The sequence below is a fragment of the Streptomyces sp. ASQP_92 genome, from assembly GCF_025399895.1.
In the GTDB taxonomy this organism is placed as follows: Bacteria; Actinomycetota; Actinomycetes; order Streptomycetales; family Streptomycetaceae; genus Streptomyces.
The window spans coordinates 411,378-427,648 of record NZ_JAODUA010000001.1 but is presented as its reverse complement, the minus strand read 5'-3'; the positions used below and the strand labels follow the sequence as shown (position 1 = coordinate 427,648).

General features: G+C 70.5%; 13 protein-coding genes. 7 read left to right on the top strand and 6 right to left on the bottom strand.

The genetic code is table 11. The annotated features are described in order from the left end of the window. Positions 1 to 62 precede the first annotated feature (62 nt). The gene (locus tag N4G70_RS01880; RefSeq protein ID WP_261710585.1) at positions 63 to 1,292 is read left to right on the top strand and encodes a GNAT family N-acetyltransferase; all 1,230 of its coding nucleotides are present in this window, start codon (positions 63 to 65) and stop codon (positions 1,290 to 1,292) included. Here the strand turns inward: N4G70_RS01880 and N4G70_RS01875 are convergent. After that, entirely contained in the window at positions 1,280 to 2,089 is an 810-nt protein-coding gene (locus N4G70_RS01875; protein WP_261710584.1) for an Fpg/Nei family DNA glycosylase, read from the bottom strand. The two genes, N4G70_RS01880 and N4G70_RS01875, sit on opposite strands and share 13 nt — an antisense overlap. Before the next feature lie 9 nt (positions 2,090 to 2,098). Further along, on the bottom strand, positions 2,099 to 2,587 hold the full coding sequence (locus tag N4G70_RS01870; protein WP_261710582.1) for a ribose-5-phosphate isomerase: 489 nt from the start codon (positions 2,585 to 2,587) through the stop codon (positions 2,099 to 2,101). A 336-nt stretch (positions 2,588 to 2,923) separates the two neighbouring features. On the opposite strand from N4G70_RS01870, the gene N4G70_RS01865 reads away from it, so the two are divergent. Beyond that, positions 2,924 to 4,393, top strand: coding sequence for an amino acid permease (locus N4G70_RS01865; RefSeq protein ID WP_261710581.1), 1,470 nt, complete (start codon positions 2,924 to 2,926; stop codon positions 4,391 to 4,393). Here the strand turns inward: N4G70_RS01865 and N4G70_RS01860 are convergent. Then, a complete protein-coding gene (locus N4G70_RS01860) occupies positions 4,357 to 5,928 on the bottom strand; it encodes a serine/threonine-protein kinase (protein WP_399033764.1) in 1,572 nt (523 codons plus the stop codon). The genes N4G70_RS01865 and N4G70_RS01860 overlap by 37 nt on opposite strands. A 204-nt stretch (positions 5,929 to 6,132) precedes the next feature. Here N4G70_RS01860 and N4G70_RS01855 point away from each other — a divergent pair, with 204 nt between their 5' ends. Further along, positions 6,133 to 6,924 carry an LPXTG cell wall anchor domain-containing protein gene (locus tag N4G70_RS01855; RefSeq protein WP_261710579.1) on the top strand — a complete coding sequence of 264 codons (792 nt, stop codon included), beginning with the start codon at positions 6,133 to 6,135 and terminating at the stop codon, positions 6,922 to 6,924. A gap of 57 nt (positions 6,925 to 6,981) precedes the next feature. Here N4G70_RS01855 and N4G70_RS01850 read toward each other — a convergent pair whose 3' ends face one another. Then, positions 6,982 to 7,593: a Uma2 family endonuclease gene (locus N4G70_RS01850; RefSeq protein WP_261710578.1), complete on the bottom strand. Its 612-nt coding sequence runs from the start codon at positions 7,591 to 7,593 to the stop codon at positions 6,982 to 6,984. 204 nt (positions 7,594 to 7,797) lie between these two features. Beyond that, positions 7,798 to 8,424, bottom strand: coding sequence for a biotin transporter BioY (locus N4G70_RS01845; RefSeq protein ID WP_261710577.1), 627 nt, complete (start codon positions 8,422 to 8,424; stop codon positions 7,798 to 7,800). Between the two features lie 259 nt (positions 8,425 to 8,683). Between N4G70_RS01845 and N4G70_RS01840 the strand changes: the two genes are divergently transcribed. From N4G70_RS01840 to N4G70_RS01830, 3 genes are all read left to right on the top strand, one after another. Continuing rightward, entirely contained in the window at positions 8,684 to 10,051 is a 1,368-nt protein-coding gene (locus N4G70_RS01840) for an amino acid permease (protein WP_261710576.1), read from the top strand. A 151-nt stretch (positions 10,052 to 10,202) separates the two neighbouring features. Continuing rightward, complete coding sequence (locus tag N4G70_RS01835) at positions 10,203 to 11,612, top strand: amino acid permease (RefSeq protein ID WP_261710575.1); 1,410 nt, start codon at positions 10,203 to 10,205, stop codon at positions 11,610 to 11,612. 195 nt (positions 11,613 to 11,807) lie between these two features. After that, positions 11,808 to 12,449 carry a superoxide dismutase gene (locus tag N4G70_RS01830; RefSeq protein ID WP_261710574.1) on the top strand — a complete coding sequence of 214 codons (642 nt, stop codon included), beginning with the start codon at positions 11,808 to 11,810 and terminating at the stop codon, positions 12,447 to 12,449. A 400-nt stretch (positions 12,450 to 12,849) separates the two neighbouring features. Here N4G70_RS01830 and N4G70_RS01825 read toward each other — a convergent pair whose 3' ends face one another. Continuing rightward, complete coding sequence (locus N4G70_RS01825) at positions 12,850 to 13,500, bottom strand: DsbA family protein (protein ID WP_261710573.1); 651 nt, start codon at positions 13,498 to 13,500, stop codon at positions 12,850 to 12,852. Between the two features lie 190 nt (positions 13,501 to 13,690). Between N4G70_RS01825 and pepN the strand changes: the two genes are divergently transcribed. Beyond that, on the top strand, positions 13,691 to 16,270 hold the full coding sequence (gene pepN, locus N4G70_RS01820) for an aminopeptidase N (protein ID WP_261710572.1): 2,580 nt from the start codon (positions 13,691 to 13,693) through the stop codon (positions 16,268 to 16,270). The last annotated feature ends 1 nt before the right edge of the window (position 16,271 follow it).

Sequence of the window (16,271 nt, the reverse complement as noted above, 5' to 3'; positions counted from 1 at the left end):
AACGGGCGCCCCGATGGAAACCGGGTCGCTCGGACGGCGTACTCCCTGTTTAGGTAAGGCCCATGACGATGGAGTTTCGGGTTCTGGATCCGGCCGAGTGGGACACGTGGTATGCGGCCCTGGTGGTGGCGTTCGGTGGCGTTTCTGACGCCCCCGAGGAAGTGGCCGTGTGGCGGGAGCTGATCGACCCCGGGCGGACGATCGCCGTGTGGGACGGCGACCAGTGCGTGGCCGGCACCAGCGTCTTCCCGTTCCGGTTGAGCGTCCCCGGCGGGGCCGTGGTGCCGGCCGCGGGCGTGACGGGGGTCGGCGTCATGGGCACCCATCGCCGCCGCGGCGTTCTGACCTCGATGATGCGGCGCCAGCTGGACGATGTGCGGGAGCGGGGCGAGGCGCTCGCCGTCCTGACCGCGTCCGAGCCGGCCATCTACGGACGGTTCGGCTACGGCATCGGCACGATGACGCTGTCCGCGGAGATAGACACGACCCGGGTGCGGCTCGATGTGCCGCCGGGCACCGACGAGGTGCGGCTGCGGTACGTGAGGACGGCGGACTCGCTCGCGGCGTGCGAGGAGTTGTACGCGCGTCTGGTGCCGGGGCGCCCCGGCATGCTGGCCCGGCAGCCAAGCTGGGACCGGTTCACCACGCTCGACCCGGAGGCCTACCGCGACGGCGCCTCGCCGTTGCAGTGCGTCCTCGCCGAGCGGGACGGAGCGCTGGTGGGCTACGCCCGCTACCGGACCGCGATGGCCTCGGAGCCGACGGGCCCCAACGGCACGGTGACGCTCCAGGACCTGGAGGCGGTGGATCCGGCGGCCGCCGCGGCGCTGTGGCGCTATCTGTTCGGCCTGGATCTGACGAACACGCTGAAGGTGAGGAGCCGTCCGGTCGACGACCTCTTCCAGCACCTCGTCTCCGATGTGCGCCGCTGCGGGCTGCGGCTGCGGGACTCGATGCACGTCCGTCTGGTGGAGGTGGGCGCGGCCCTGGAGGCCCGTACGTACACCGCGCCCGTGGATGTGGTCATCGAGGTGGAGGACGCCTTCTGTCCGTGGAACGCGGGCCGCTGGCGGCTGACCGGCGACACCAAGGGCGCCTCCTGCGTCCGCACCGATGACCCGGCCGAACTGGCCCTGTCCGTACGGGAGTTGGGCGCCGCCTACCTCGGCGGCGTCACCCTGGCCTCACTGGCGCAGGCGGGCCGGGTGCGCGAGCTGCGCCGGGGCGCCCTGGCCGAGGCCTCGACGGCGTTCGCCGGCGTGCTCGCGCCCTGGCTGCCTCACGGCTTCTGACAGCCGGGGCACCAGAACAGATTGCGGGCGGCGAGGTCGGCGGTGCGGATCTCGCCGCCACAGATGTGGCAGCCCTGGTGGGCGCGGCGGTAGACGTACACCTCGCCGCCGTGGTCGTCGACGCGCGGCGGCCGGCCCATCGCCTCGGGGGTGTGCTCGGGGCGGACGGTGTCGATGCGGCCCAGCCGTACGCCCTCGCGCATCAGCGCCCCCAGGTCCGCCCAGATCGCGTCCCAGGTCGCGCGGGAGAGGTCCTTGCCGGGGCGGTAGGGGTCGACGCCGTGCCGGAAGAGGACCTCGGCGCGGTAGACGTTGCCGACGCCCGCGATGACCTTCTGGTCCATGAGCAGGGCGGCGATGGTGGTGCGGCTCCTGGAGATCCGCTGCCAGGCCTTGTCGCCGGTGTCGGCGGGCCGCAGCGGGTCGGGCCCGAGCCGGTCGTGTATGGCCCGCTTCTCGCCGTCGGTGATCAGCGCGCAGGTGGTCGGCCCGCGCAGATCGGCGTAGGCGGTGTCGTTCAGGAGCCGCAGCCGTACGGTGTCGGTGGGCGGCGGGGCGGGCGCCTCGCCCAGGGCGTACTTGCCGAACAGGCCGAGGTGGATGTGGATCCAGCCCGAGGGCCCGAAGCCGAGGAAGAGGTGCTTGCCGTGGGCTTCGGCGCCCTCCAGGACCTGGCCGTCGACCAGGGCCGCGCCGTCCGAGAACTTGCCCTGGGGGCTGGTCGCGCGCAGCGGCCGGCCGCCGAACATCAGATCGTGGTCGGCGGCCAGGCGGTGGATGGTGTGACCCTCGGGCATGGGCCGGGGTCAGCCCTGCTGCGGGTGGTGGGCCGGGATCTCGGGGAGCTTGCCGCTGGTCTCGTACTCCGAGAGCATCTCGATGCGCCGGGTGTGGCGCTCCTCGCCCGAGTACGGGGTGGCGAGGAAGATCTCGACGAACCTGGTCGCCTCCTCCTCGGTGTGCATCCGGCCGCCGATGGAGATCACGTTGGCGTTGTTGTGCTCACGGCCGAGGGCCGCGGTCTGCTCGCTCCAGGCCAGTGCGGCGCGGACGCCCTTGACCTTGTTGGCGGCGATCTGCTCGCCGTTGCCGGAGCCGCCGATCACGATGCCGAGTGCCTCCGGGTCGGCGGCCGTCTTCTCGGCGGCCCGCAGACAGAACGGCGGGTAGTCGTCCTGGGCGTCGTAGATGTGCGGACCGCAGTCCACGGGCTCATGGCCGTGGGCCGTGAGCCACTCGACGAGGTGGTTCTTGAGTTCGAAGCCGGCATGGTCGGAGCCGAGGTACACGCGCATGTACCCGAGTGTGGCATGCGCGGGGGTGGGCAGGGCTGAGCGGGGTGGGGCCTGTGTCCGTACCCGGTCCGGATCAGACCGCGGCGTTTGGTGCGTGCGATCGCAAGGCGCCGGAAGGCCCTCGTAGCGGAGCTACTAGGGCATTTCGGCAACGCGGCGAGCGTGCGTGCCAAACGCCGCGGGCCCGGGCAGGGTGCGGACACAGGCCCCCAGGGCTTTGGTCCCTGTCGTTGGTCCTGTCTAACGATCCGGATTCAGGCCTTCCGTCCCGAAGCGGACCAGGTTTGAATACCCGGGCTCGTAACCCGAGTGCTCCGAAGACGTAAGGAAGCGTTCATGACCTCGCAGCCGTCCCTTGCGAAGGAAGACCGCCTGCCCGGTGAACCCGGTGATGCGCAGGTGCCCGACAGCGGCCTCAAGGCCGGTCTCAAGAACCGTCATCTGTCCATGATCGCCATCGGTGGTGTGATCGGCGCCGGCCTGTTCGTGGGCTCCGGCTCCGGCATCGCCGCGGCCGGCCCCGCGATTCTGCTCTCGTACGCCCTCGTCGGCGTGATGGTCGTGTTCGTCATGCGGATGCTGGGCGAGATGGCGGCGGCCCGCCCGTCGTCGGGCTCGTTCTCGGCGTACGCGGACCGGGCGCTCGGCCGCTGGGCCGGGTTCTCCATCGGCTGGCTCTACTGGTTCTTCTGGGTCGTGGTGCTCGCGGTCGAGGGCACGGCCGGCGCCAAGATCCTGCACGACTGGGTGCCGGGGGTCCCGCAGTGGGGCTGGGCGCTCATAGTGATGGTGGTCCTGACCGCCACCAACCTGGCCTCGGTGTCCTCGTACGGCGAGTTCGAGTTCTGGTTCGCCGGGATCAAGGTCGTCGCCATCGGCGGCTTCGTGATCATCGGCCTGCTCGCGGTGTTCGGCGTGCTGCCGGGCTCCGACAACCCGGGCGAGGGCTTCGCGCACCTCACGGACGCCGGAGGGTTCTTCCCCAAGGGCTACGGGGCGATCCTCACCGGTGTGCTGATGGTCGTGTTCTCCTTCATGGGCTCCGAGATCGTCACCCTGGCCGCGGGCGAGTCCGAGGACCCGCGCCGCGCCGTGACGAAGGCCACCAACAGCGTGATCTGGCGGATCGCGGTCTTCTACCTCGGCTCGATCTTCATCGTGCTGACCCTCCTGAAGTGGAGCGACCCCTCGATCGTCGCGGACGGCTCCTATGTGGCGGCCCTCAAGACGATCGGCATTCCGCACGCCGACCAGATCATGAACGTGATCGTCCTGACGGCGGTGCTCTCCTGCCTCAACTCCGGCCTGTACACGGCTTCCCGGATGGCGTTCTCGCTCGGTGAGCGCGGCGACGCCCCGAAGTCCTTCGCCCGGACCAACAAGCGCGGTGTGCCGCAGGTCGCGATCCTGTCCTCGGTCGTGTTCGGCTTCGTGGCGGTCTTCTTCAACTACAAGTGGCCCGACACCGTCTTCGCCTTCCTCCTGAACTCCTCGGGCGCGGTCGCCCTGTTCGTGTGGCTGGTGATCTGCTTCACCCAGCTCCGGATGCGCGGCATCATCCTGCGCGAGCAGCCGGAGAAGCTGACCGTGAAGATGTGGGGCTTCCCCTACCTCACGTGGCTGACGATCGGGATGATCTCCTTCGTCCTCGTCTACATGCTGTTCGACGACTCGGGGCGCGAGCAGGTGCTGCTCTCGCTGCTCGTCGCGGCGATCGTCATCGTGATCGCCGTGGTCAAGGAGAAGGTGCTCGCGGGCCGCGCCGCCGCCTACAGCGGAGTGAAGGACGACGTCACCGCGTCATAGGCGCCGAGGGCGGCGGTCTCCGTGTCCCCCTGGTACCAGGTGTTGACCTGGTAGGACTTGCCGCCCTCGTCGAAGCCGAGCTGGCGGGCCTTCCAGGAGACGCCGTTCTGGGTGAAGGCGTAGTCCCAGACGATGGCCGGCCGCTCGTGGAAGATGGTCCGCTCAAGACGGATCTTCCGGTAGCCGGGCACGTCGTGCGAGCCCGCCTCGGCTTCCTGCCACTGGGTCATGAGATCGCCGCCGCGTACGAGTGCGTACGAGGCGGCGATCTCCTGTTTTCCGCCCGGGGCGTGGTAGTGGACGTTGGACGGGCTCTTGGCGGTACGGGTCCAGCCCTCGGGCGGGATCCAGGCGAAGCCCGTCTCGTCGCGTGAGCCGGGCGGGGGCGTGGCCGTGGGCGGCCGCGAGGTGCCCTCGACGGTGGGCGTCACCGGACCGCCGGACCCGCTCGCGGCGCCACCGCCCCGGTCCGCGGTGGTGGCGATCAGCACGGCGGCCACGGCGGCGGCCACCGCCGTGACGGCCGCGATCAGCATCCAGCGCCGGATCCCCCGCCGGCGGGGGGCGGCCCTGCCGGACTCGTCGGGTGCGGGTGCGGGTGCGGGTTCGGGTTCGGGAGGCCGGGGCTGGGCCTGGTGCTGGTGCTGGGCCGGGGCCTGCGCGTGGGGCAACTCCCGTGGCGGGGGCGGCAGTTGGGGTCCGGGGCGCCCCGGCCAGGGCGCCGGGTCGCCGTACACCCGGAGGGTGGGCGGATGGAGCGCCGGCCCCGGGGCCGGCATGGTCGGGGGCGCGGCGATCGGCATCAGCCGGGCGGCGATCTCGTCGAGCCCCGGCCGCAGGTCCGGGTCCTTGACCAGGAGCCGCTCCAGGAGCGGGGCCAAGAGGCCCGCCGCGTGCGGAAGTTCGGGCTCCTCGTACAGCACCGCGTGCAGGGTGGCGAGGGTGGACGCCCGGGAGAAGGGGGAGTGCCCGCCGACGGCCGCGCACAGGGTGGCGCCGAGCGACCAGACGTCGGAGGCGGGGCCCTGGGGTCTGCCGGTGACGCGCTCGGGCGCCATGTAGTCCGGCGAGCCGACCAGCATCCCGACCACGGTGAGGGCCGCCGCGTCCTGGATGGCGGCGATGCCGAAGTCGGTGAGGACGACCCGGCCGCCCGGGCCGAGCAGCACATTGCCGGGTTTGATGTCGCGGTGCAGCACGCCCACCGCGTGCACCTCCACGAGGGCCGCGGCGAGACCGACGCCGATCCGGGCGGCCTCGCGCGGGGTCACGGGCCCGTCCTCCACGAGGAGCTTCTCCAGGGAGCGGGATTCGACGAGCTCCATCACGATCCACAGCCGGTCGCTCTCCTCGGCCACCACGTCGTAGACGCGCACCACGTTGGGGTGGTCGATCCGGGCGGTGGCGCGGGCCTCGCGCAGGGAGCGCTCGCGGCGAATTCGGCTGTCCTCGGCGTCGAGTTCATCGATGCGCATTTCTTTTACGGCGACCTGGCGGTCGAGTATCTCGTCCGCCGCGCGCCACACCCGCCCCATTCCTCCCTGGCCAATTGTTTCGTCCAGGCGGTACCGCCCGGCGATCAATAGCCCCCGCGTACCCGGCATGACCACCCACCCCCTCAGCACCTACTGTGACCTGGACTGATTCATGACGGTGACACCATCACAGCATAATTCCGGTCAATCTTGTGGGACCCTTCTGTGCACAGAAGCACCCACCACGGGTGAGGGGGACGGGAAATGCGTGTTCGAAAAATCAAAGGATCTCTATTCGCTCCGGTATTCGCCGCACTGCTGATGGTTCCGTTCGGCGCGGGAACGGCTCTGGCCGCCGATCCGACACCGGGCAGCAGTCAGGGCGGCACCCCGGGGCCGAGCGCTCCGGCGGGCCTGAGGATCTCCACCGAACTGCCGTCGACGATCAAGGTGAACAACACGACGCACCGCACCACGTTCACCGCGACCGTCGCCAACCACGGCAGCCGGGCGACGGGTCCGGTCACTCTGACCGTGCTCGGCCTGGACGGCATGAAGATCACCGGGGTGCGGGGCTGCGCGCCGCTCCCGAGCGCCAAGCGACCGCCGATCACCAACAGCGGCTTCGGCTGCGCGATCCCCGATCTGGCACCCGGCCGGTCGAGGTCGTACACCGTCTCGGCCACCTACGACCTGACGAAGACCGGCAAGATCTGTCTGCCGGTGACCCAGGGCAGGAGCGACAAGGTGCTGTGGCAGCAGGGCCCGGTGCCGTTCGGTACGACCAGGCCGACGCCGAACGCACCCGACACCCCGCTGCTGCTCGGCACCGACAACCTCCCCGCGGCCCCGCCCTCGGGCACGGCCTCTCCCTCCCCGAGCGCGTCCGCGACGAGCCCGGCCCCGTCCTCACCCTCCGCGCCGCCCCAGCTCCCGAAGACGGGCGCCGACGACGGAGTCCTCCCGCTCACCGCGGCCGGCGTCCTGTTCCTGTTCGCCGGGGGCGCGGGCCTGTGGTGGACGGCCAGGGGCCGAGGCCGGACGGCCGGGCGCTGAACGAAGCTCCGAACGCGCCGTCCCGGCAAGGGAGTTCGGCCCCGGACGGAAGGGGAACTACAGGACCGAGGTGTCCAGGACCGGGTACGGCGCGGGGAGCGGGAACGTACCGCCGAGTTCGGTGACCGTCGTCGTCCGATAGTGGCTGTTGAGGGGCTGCTTCTTGTCCGGCACCGGCTCGGAGTGGACGTAGACCTTGCGCTCGTAACGGTGCACGATCACGTACAGCGGCACCCCGGCGGCGGCGTAACTGCGGTATTTGGGGCCGGTGTCCGTCTCGTGGTTGGTCGACGTGACCTCTCCGGCGAGGTGCAGCAGCTCGATGGGATACCAGCCCCGGTTGGTCCTGCGGTACGCCTCGTCCAGGTCGCTCGGCTCACGCCGCATGACGTAGAAGTCGGGGACGAGCAGGCTCAGCGTCTTCTCGGCGGTCACGCCGGTGCGGTAGCCGTTGCCGATGCCGGCGTGTTCCAGCCCGGCCATGGTGAGCTGAACGCACAACTTGTAAGCCGCGCGGTTGTGGTTGTGGTCGCGCTGAGGCGGCACCATCACCATTCCCTCGACGCACTCGGCCCGAATCGGCTCCTTGGAAGCCTTCTCGAACTCGATCAACAGGTCGATGGGGTCCTGTGCCTCGTTCACCGGCTCGGTGATGGGGTCGGCGCTCATGCCGGCGTTCCTCCCTCGTCGCTGGTGTCGGGCCACGCCCGGTGGGCGGGCCCGGGCAGGAGCATGGCGGGAGCGCGGGCCCCGCCGCCGTACCCAGCGGGGACGTTCACCAGTTCGAGTGACGGAGAATCCTTCCTGCTCAGAGCGGGCGTAACGCGAAGGGCCCGGCGCGAGCCGGGCCCTTGGCTGTGGTGCGTGCCGGGGTCAGCCGCGGCGGCCGGCCAGCTTCCACGCGGCGGGCAGCAGCCCCATCGCCAGCGCCGCCTTGAGGGCGTCGCCCAGGAGGAAGGGGGTCAGGCCCGCGGCGACCGCCGCGGTCAGGGACATGCCGGTGGAGGCGGCGAGGTAGGGCACGCCCACCGCGTAGATGATCGCGGAGCCGAGCACCATCGTGCCCGCGGTGCCCAGCACCGAGCGGTCGGCCCCGCGACGGGCGAGCGCGCCGACCACGGTGGAGGCGAGCATCATGCCGAGCACATAGCCGAACGAGGCGCCGCCCGCACCGGAGGTGCCGTTCGCGAACCACGGCATCCCGGCCATGCCGACCAGGGCGTAGAGCGCGAGCGAGAGGAAGCCGCGGCCCGCGCCGAGGCCCGCCCCGACGAGCAGTGCGGCGAAGGTCTGCCCGGTGACCGGGACGGGCGAGCCGGGGACCGGCACGGCGATCTGGGCGGCGAGTCCGGTGAGCGCGGCGCCGCCGACGACCAGCGCGATGTCCTTGATGCGAGTGGGGGCACCTCCCTGCTCGAGCGAAGCCGAGAGCTTGGGGGAGGGCAGCAGGTCGGCGAGGACCGATCCGGTGCGGGGGGCGGCGGCGGACGCTGTGCTCATCGGGACTCCGGCGGGTTCTGAGGTGGCGGTACGTGCTGGGGACACGGTGACGTTAGCCCACTGAATCTCGCTGGATCACCAGCAGCCGCCCACAAAGCGGGTGTTGGAGCCTTGGTGGGGTCCGGACAAAGCGCGGGATTCATGCGCCGAGCGGCGTGACCCTCGTCACTACGGCGAAGGGCTCGGGTATCCCTTTTGCGCCCGGGGTCGCCACTCGGCGAGACTGTAGGTTCCCCATAAACCGAAAGTTACGAGCGCCATGCACGACTCCTTGCCCGCGGAGCCCCTCTCGCACGGGCTGAAGCAGCGCCATCTGACCATGCTCGGCCTCGGCGGGGTGATCGGTGCGGGGCTCTTCGTGGGGTCGGGTGCCGGGATCGCGGTGGCGGGCCCCGGCATCGTCGTCTCGTATCTGATCGCGGGCACGATCGCGATGCTGGTGATGCGGATGCTGGGCGAGATGTCGGCGGCGATGCCCGCCTCGGGCTCGTTCTCGGTGCACGCGGAGCGCGCGCTCGGCCGCTGGGCCGGGTTCAGCGTGGGCTGGCTCTACTGGTTCCTGCTGGTGGTCGTGCTCGCCGTGGAGGCGACCGGCGCCGCGAAGATCGCCCATGGGTGGGCGCCGGGGGTGCCGCAGTGGGCCTGGGTGCTGATCTTCATGGTGGTGTTCACCGGGGCCAATCTGGCCGCGGTCAAGAACTTCGGCGAGTTCGAGTTCTGGTTCGCCGCGCTGAAGATCTTCGCGATCGTCGCGTTCCTGGTGCTCGGGCTCCTCGCGGTCTTCGGGGTGCTGCCCGACACCTCGGCGGTGGGCCTGTCCAATCTGACCGGGCGGGGCGGGTTCCTGCCCGCCGGCTGGAGCGGGGTCGTCTCGGGGGTGCTCGCGGTGATCTTCGCGTTCGGGGGTCTTGAGGTCGTCACCATCGCCGCGGCCGAGTCGGACGACCCGGTGCGCGCGGTCGGGCGCGCGGTGCGCAGCGCGGTGTGGCGCATCCTCTTCTTCTATGTGGGCTCGATGCTGGTCATCGTCACGCTGCTGCCGTGGACCTCGATGAAGCCGGGCCAGAGCCCCTATGTCGCCGTCCTCGACTCGATCGGCATCCCGTCGGCCGGCCAGATCATGAACATCGTGGTGTTCGTGGCCCTGCTCTCCGCCCTGAACGCCAATCTGTACGGCTCCTCGCGCATGATCTTCTCGCTCGCCGAGCGGGGCGAGGCGCCCCGGGGGCTGCTGCGGGTTTCGGGGGGCGGGGTCCCGCGCCGTGCGGTGCTGGCGTCGGTCGCCTTCGGCTTCGTCTCGGTGCTGCTGAACCTGAAGTGGCCGGACTCGGTGTTCCTCTACATGCTCAACGCGGTCGGCGCGGTCCTGCTGTTCGTCTGGGCGCTGATCGCCCTGTCACAGGTGCGGCTTCGCCGGCGCATCGAGCGCGAGGCACCCGAGACCCTGACGCTACGGATGTGGGCCTTCCCGTATCTCAGTTGGGCCGCGCTCGCCGCGATGGCCGCGGTGCTCGTCCTGATGCTGTTCGACGCGACGGCGCGGCCGCAGGTGCTGTGGTCGGCGGGGGCCACCGCGGTGGTGCTTCTGGTGGCGGGGGTACGGGAGTTGAGGACGCGCCGCGTGTGAAGCCGAGGTGAACAAAGCGCGCGCGTTCCTTCACGCTGTGTGAGTCGGGTGTCCGCATAGCGGTCGGGTGTTCCCTCCGAGCGGGGCCGCCCTAAGACTGTGGGCTCCGTCCCGCCGACCCGGTGGATCAGCTACTGAACAGGGCATGCCCATGTCTCGGACAACCGCGCCCGCGCCGGAGGACAGCCGGCTGACGGCCGACTCTCCGCTCTCCCATGGCCTCAAGCAGCGCCATCTGTCGATGATCGCCCTCGGCGGTGTCATCGGCGCGGGGCTCTTCGTCGGCTCCGGCACCGCGATCGCCGCGGCCGGGCCCTCCATCATCCTGGCCTACGCGATATCCGGCGCCCTGGTCATGCTCGTGATGCGCATGCTGGGCGAGATGTCGGCCGCCAACCCCGCCTCCGGCTCCTTCTCGGTCCACGCCGAGCGGGCGATGGGCCCCTGGGCCGGGTTCACCGCCGGCTGGGCCTTCTGGTTCCTGCTGTGCGTGGCCGTCGGCCTGGAGGGCATCGGCGCCGCCGGCATCGTGCACGGCTGGCTGCCGGGTGTGCCGGAGTGGGCGCTGGTGGCCCTGTTCATGCTGCTGTTCTGCGGCACCAATCTGGCGGCCGTGAAGAACTTCGGCGAGTTCGAGTTCTGGTTCGCCGCGCTGAAGATCGGCGCGATCGTCCTCTTCCTGGTCATCGGCGTCCTCGCGATCGTGGGCGTCCTGCCGGACACCAGCGCCCCGGGCCTGACCAACCTCACCGGCCAGGGCGGCTTCATGCCCAACGGCAGCGAGGGCCTCATCGTCGGACTGCTCGCCTCCGTCTTCGCGTACGGCGGCCTGGAGACGGTCACCATCGCCGCGGCCGAGTCCGAACACCCCGTCCAGGGCGTCGCGAAGGCCGTGCGCACCGCGATGTGGCGGATCGCGATCTTCTACATCGGCTCGATGGCCGTCGTCGTGACGCTGCTGCCGTGGACGGCCAAGGACATCGCCACCAACGGCCCCTACGTCGCGACCCTGGACCACCTCGGCATCCCGGCCGCGAGCCACATCATGAACGTCGTGATCCTGGTCGCCCTGCTGTCGGCGATGAACGCCAACATCTACGGCGCCTCACGCATGGCCGGCTCGCTCGTCTCGCGCGGCCAGGGGCCCAAGGTGCTGGGCAGGATCTCCGGCGGGGTGCCCCGGGTGGCGGTGCTCACCTCCTCGGCCTTCGGCTTCGTGTGCGTGCTGCTGAGCTACTGGCGCCCGGACGACATCTTCCAGTGGCTCCTGAACACCATCGGCGCGATCATCCTGGTCGTCTGGTTCTTCATCGCCGTCTCCCAGTTGCTGCTGCGCCGGCGCCTGGAGCGCGAGGCGCCGGCGAAGCTGGTCGTGCGGATGTGGCTGTACCCGTGGCTCACCTGGGTCGCGCTGGTCGGCATGGCGGTGGTCTTCGTGCTGATGGCCCGCGAGGACGGCACCCGGGTCCAGCTCTACTACACGGGCGGGCTCACCCTGGCGCTCGCGATCGTCGGCTACATCCGTCAGCGCACGAGCCGGCAGGCGCCGCTCGAAGCCTGACCCTCTCCTCCCACTCCTCCTTCTCCCCCTTCCCCCCTTCTCCTCCAACAGTCCTGCGTCCGGCGGCCCCTGGCCCCGGGCGCGGGACTTTTTCCTGCGGCCACCCTGCACCCTTCGAACGTACTGCTGCTGATACCGTGCACTTGCACATCGCTTGCAATAAGCATTCGCAGTGAGCAGTCGGAGGGCTCGGACATGGCCATTTACACGCTTCCTGAACTTCCGTACGACTACGCGGCGCTCGAACCCGTCATCAGCCCGGAGATCATCGAGCTGCACCATGACAAGCACCACGCGGCGTACGTGAAGGGCGCGAACGACACCCTGGAGCAGCTCGCCGAGGCGCGCGACAAGGACTCCTGGGGCGCGATCAACGGCCTGGAGAAGAACCTCGCGTTCCACCTCTCCGGCCACATCCTGCACTCGATCTACTGGCACAACATGACGGGTGACGGCGGCGGCGAGCCCCTGGAGAAGGACGGCACCGGCGAGCTGGCCGACGCCATCGCCGAGTCCTTCGGCTCCTTCGCCAAATTCAAGGCCCAGCTCACCAAGGCCTCGGCGACGACGCAGGGTTCGGGCTGGGGCGTCCTCGCCTACGAGCCGATCAGCGGCCGCCTGGTGGTCGAGCAGATCTACGACCACCAGGGCAACGTGGGCCAGGGCTCGACCCCGATCCTGGTCTTCGACGCCTGGGAGCACGCCTTCTACCTCCAGTACAAGAACCAGAAGGTCGACTTCATCGAGGCGATGTGGCGGGTCGTCAACTGGCAGGACGTGGCGAAGCGTTACGCCGCCGCCAAGCAGGCCGGCAACAACCTGATCCTGGCCCCCTGAGGAACCCGGCGCCGTCCGAGGCGCCACGGACGTCCTGCTCGTGATCGTCTTCTCACCCTTCACGTGCGGGCGGATGGAACGACCGGCCCCCGCGAGGACATGACTCGCGGGGGCCGGTCGCGTACGCCGCGGCACGCCCGCCGCCTTCACCGCGCCGTTCAGGCGCGAACGGGGTCTGGGGCGGAGCCCCAGGAAGGCCCGGTTTCGGCTGCGGACCGTGCTCGCTTCTCGCGCAGTTCCCCGCGCCCCTAGCGGGTTGGTGCTGGCCCGCATCGGGCATTTCAGCCTGTCCGGCGATTGAGGACGAGCGCCGTTCAGGCGCGAACGGGGTCTGGGGCGGAGCCCCGGGGTAGGGCACCCGGGGTCGCAGGCCCCGCCCGTAGGGCGCCCCGCAGAGGGGTCAGAGGTTGCTGAAGTCCGGGCCCTTGCTGCGGCTGCGCTTGAGCTCGTAGAAGCCGGGAGTCGCGGCGACCAGCAGCGTGCCGTCCCACAGCTTGGCCGCGGCCTCGCCCTGGGGGGCGGGGGTGACGACCGGGCCGAAGAAGGCGATCTGCTCGCCGTCCGCGCCCGGCACCGCGATGACGGGGGTGCCGACGTCCTGGCCGACCTTCTCGATGCCCTCCTTGTGGGAGGCCCGGAGCTGGACGTCGTAGGTGTCCCGGTCGATGTAGTCGATGAGGTCGGCCGGCAGGTCCACGTCCTTGAGCGCGGCGGCGACGGCATCGCGGGTCACCCCGAGGCCCTCGTTGTGGATGCGGGTGCCGAGTGCGGTGTAGAGCGGGCCGACGACGTCGTCGCCGTGCAGCTCGCGCGCCGCGACCACCACGCGCACCGGCCCCCAGGCCTTGCCGCCGGGCCGCATGTTCTCGGCGTACTCCGCGGGCAGTTCGTCCAGGCGGTCCTCGTTGAGGACGGCGAGGCTCATCACGTGCCAGCGCACCTCGACGTCACGGACCTTCTCTACCTCCAGCATCCAGCGCGAGGTCATCCACGCCCAGGGGCAGAGGGGGTCGAACCAGAAGTCGACGGGGGTCTTGGCGGACTCGGACATGTCTCTCCTCGGGCAACGGCGCTGAGCATCGGGCAACGTCAAAAAAACACGTGTCTGTACGGCGGAACACCGGCGGCCGCCGAAACCATTCCGCCCCGCGCCCTTTTCGGCCGCTCATCTCCGCGCTCTTCCACCGAGCCGGCGGCATGGGAGGATCGAAGCCGTTCGAACGAGACACAAAGGAGTGCCCGTGCCCGGTGAGAATCTGTCCCGCGACGAGGCCCGCGAGCGGGCCGAGCTGCTGTCCGTCGAGGGCTACCACGTCTCTCTCGACCTGCGGTCCGCCGTCGGGGACGCCCCGGACGGGCCCCGCACCTTCCGGTCGCTGACCACGATCCGCTTCCGCTCCCGCCGCCCCGGCGCCGCCACCTTCGCCGACCTCATCGCCCCGTCGGTGACCTCGGTCAGCCTCAACGGCCGCGCGCTCGACCCGGCGAAGGTCTTCGACGGCAACCGGATCGCCCTGGACGACCTCGCCGAGGAGAACGTCCTGGTGGTCGACGCGCAGTGCGCCTACAGCAGGACCGGCGAGGGCATGCACCGCTTCGTCGACCCGGAGGACGGCGAGGTCTACCTCTACACGCAGTACGAACCGGCCGACTCCCGACGGGTGTTCGCGAACTTCGAACAGCCCGACCTCAAGGCCCCCTTCGTCTTCGAGGCGCAGGCCCCCGAGGGCTGGACGGTGTGGTCCAACGGCGCCGGTGGCCAGGAGGCCGACCGCGTCTGGCGCTTCGCGGCGACCGAGCCGATCTCGACGTACATCACCTGTGTGGTGGCGGGCCCCTACCACTACGTCACCGACACCTACACGCGCGCCTTCGACGACGGCCGCACCCTGGAGATCCCGCTCGGCGCGATGTGCCGCAAGGGGCTCGCCAAGCACTTCGACGCCGATGACGTCTTCCTGGTCACCAAGCAGGGCCTGGACTTCTTCCACGACCACTTCGACTTCCCGTACCCGTTCGGGAAGTACGACCAGGCGTTCGTGCCCGAGTACAACCTGGGCGCCATGGAGAACCCGGGCCTGGTGACGTTCCGCGAGGAGTACATCTACCGCGGCAAGGTGACCCAGGCCGCCTACGAGCGCCGGGCCAACGTCATCCTGCACGAGATGGCGCACATGTGGTTCGGCGACCTGGTCACCATGGTGTGGTGGGACGACCTGTGGCTCAAGGAGTCCTTCGCCGACTTCATGGGCTCCTTCTCGCAGGCCGAGGCGACCCGCTTCACCAACAGCTGGGTGACCTTCGCCAACAACCGCAAGGCGTGGGCCTACCGGGCCGACCAGCTGCCGTCCACGCATCCGATCACGGCCGACATCCGTGACCTGGAGGACGCCAAGCTCAACTTCGACGGGATCACCTACGCCAAGGGCGCCTCGGTGCTCAAGCAGCTCGTCGCCTACGTCGGCCGGGACGACTTCCTCGAAGGCGCCCGGCGGTACTTCAAGCGGCACGCCTACGGCAACACCCGCCTGGGCGATCTGCTGTCGGTGCTCGAAGAGGTGTCGGGCCGCGACATGACCACCTGGTCGCGCTCCTGGCTCCAGACGGCGGGCGTCAACTCCCTTACGCCGGTGGCCACTTACGACGCCGGGGACCGTGTCACCGAACTGGCCGTCATCCAGGAGGCCGCGGACTCCCACCCGGAGCTGCGCCCGCACCGGGTCGCGGTGGGCCTGTACCGCAACGAGTCGGGCGCGCTCGTGCGCTACGCCCGCGCGGAGGTGGACGTCGAGGGCCCGCGCACCGTCGTGGCCGAGCTCGCCGGATGCGAGCGCCCCGATCTGATCCTGGTCAACGACGACGACCTGACCTACTGCAAGATCCGCTTCGACGAGGGTTCGCTCGCCACCTTGCGCGCCCACCTCGGCGACATCAGCGACCCGTTGGCGCGTGCCCTGTGCTGGTCGGCGCTGTGGAACCTGACGCGCGACGCGCTCATGCCGGCCCGTGACTTCGTGGCGCTCGTCCTCGCGCACGCGGGGCGCGAGTCCGACATCGGCGTGCTCCAGATGCTGCACGCCTGGGCCCGGTCGGCGGTCACGCACTACGCGGCACCGGCCTGGCGCGCCGAGGGCGGGGCGCTGCTCGCCGCGGGCGCCCTGCGCGAGCTGCGCCTCGCCGAGCCGGGCAGCCAGCACCAGCTCACCTGGGCCCGCTTCTTCGCGGCGACGGCCACCTCCGGCTCCGACTTCCAGTTGCTCCAGGGGCTGCTCGCGGGCTCGGCGAAGATCGACGGCCTGGAGGTGGACCAGGAGCTGCGCTGGACGCTGCTCGAACCGCTGGCCACGCACGGCGTCGTCGACGGGGGCGCCGTCGACGCGGAGCTGGCCCGTGACGACACCGCCTCCGGCAAGCGCCACCAGGTGCGCTGTCTGGCCGCGCGTCCCTCCGCCGCGGTCAAGGCGCAGGCCTGGGCGCAGGTCGTGGAGTCGGACACGTTGTCCAACGCCCTGGTGGAGGCGACGATTTCGGGCTTCGCCCAGCCGTCGCAGCGCGAACTGACCGCCCCGTACGTCCCGAAGTACTTCGAGGCGATCGAGCGGGTCTGGGCCGAGCGTTCGATCCAGATCGGGATGGACGTCGTCAAGGGCCTGTTCCCCGGGCTCCAGGACGACGAGGCGACGCTGTCGGCGACGGACGCGTGGCTCGCCGCGCACGAGGGCGCCGCTCCGGCGCTGCGCCGCCTGGTCCTCGAAGCCCGCGACGACCTGGCGCGCACCCTGCGCGGCCAGGCCTGCGACGCGGCGGCCGCCGGCCGCTGAC

Bases quoted from the DNA above. Each gene is read 5' to 3' on its own strand.
- N4G70_RS01870 (WP_261710582.1), bottom strand. From the start codon at position 2,587: ATGCGCGTGTACCTCGGCTCCGACCATGCCGGCTTCGAACTCAAGAAC.
- N4G70_RS01860 (WP_399033764.1), bottom strand. From the start codon at position 5,928: ATGGGGCGGGTGTGGCGCGCGGCGGACGAGATACTCGACCGCCAGGTC.
- N4G70_RS01850 (WP_261710578.1), bottom strand. From the start codon at position 7,593: ATGAGCGCCGACCCCATCACCGAGCCGGTGAACGAGGCACAGGACCCC.
- N4G70_RS01835 (WP_261710575.1), top strand. From the start codon at position 10,203: ATGTCTCGGACAACCGCGCCCGCGCCGGAGGACAGCCGGCTGACGGCC.
- N4G70_RS01825 (WP_261710573.1), bottom strand. From the start codon at position 13,500: ATGTCCGAGTCCGCCAAGACCCCCGTCGACTTCTGGTTCGACCCCCTC.
- N4G70_RS01865 (WP_261710581.1), top strand. From the start codon at position 2,924: ATGACCTCGCAGCCGTCCCTTGCGAAGGAAGACCGCCTGCCCGGTGAA.
- N4G70_RS01830 (WP_261710574.1), top strand. From the start codon at position 11,808: ATGGCCATTTACACGCTTCCTGAACTTCCGTACGACTACGCGGCGCTC.
- N4G70_RS01875 (WP_261710584.1), bottom strand. From the start codon at position 2,089: ATGCCCGAGGGTCACACCATCCACCGCCTGGCCGCCGACCACGATCTG.
- N4G70_RS01845 (WP_261710577.1), bottom strand. From the start codon at position 8,424: ATGAGCACAGCGTCCGCCGCCGCCCCCCGCACCGGATCGGTCCTCGCC.
- N4G70_RS01880 (WP_261710585.1), top strand. From the start codon at position 63: ATGACGATGGAGTTTCGGGTTCTGGATCCGGCCGAGTGGGACACGTGG.
- N4G70_RS01855 (WP_261710579.1), top strand. From the start codon at position 6,133: ATGCGTGTTCGAAAAATCAAAGGATCTCTATTCGCTCCGGTATTCGCC.
- N4G70_RS01840 (WP_261710576.1), top strand. From the start codon at position 8,684: ATGCACGACTCCTTGCCCGCGGAGCCCCTCTCGCACGGGCTGAAGCAG.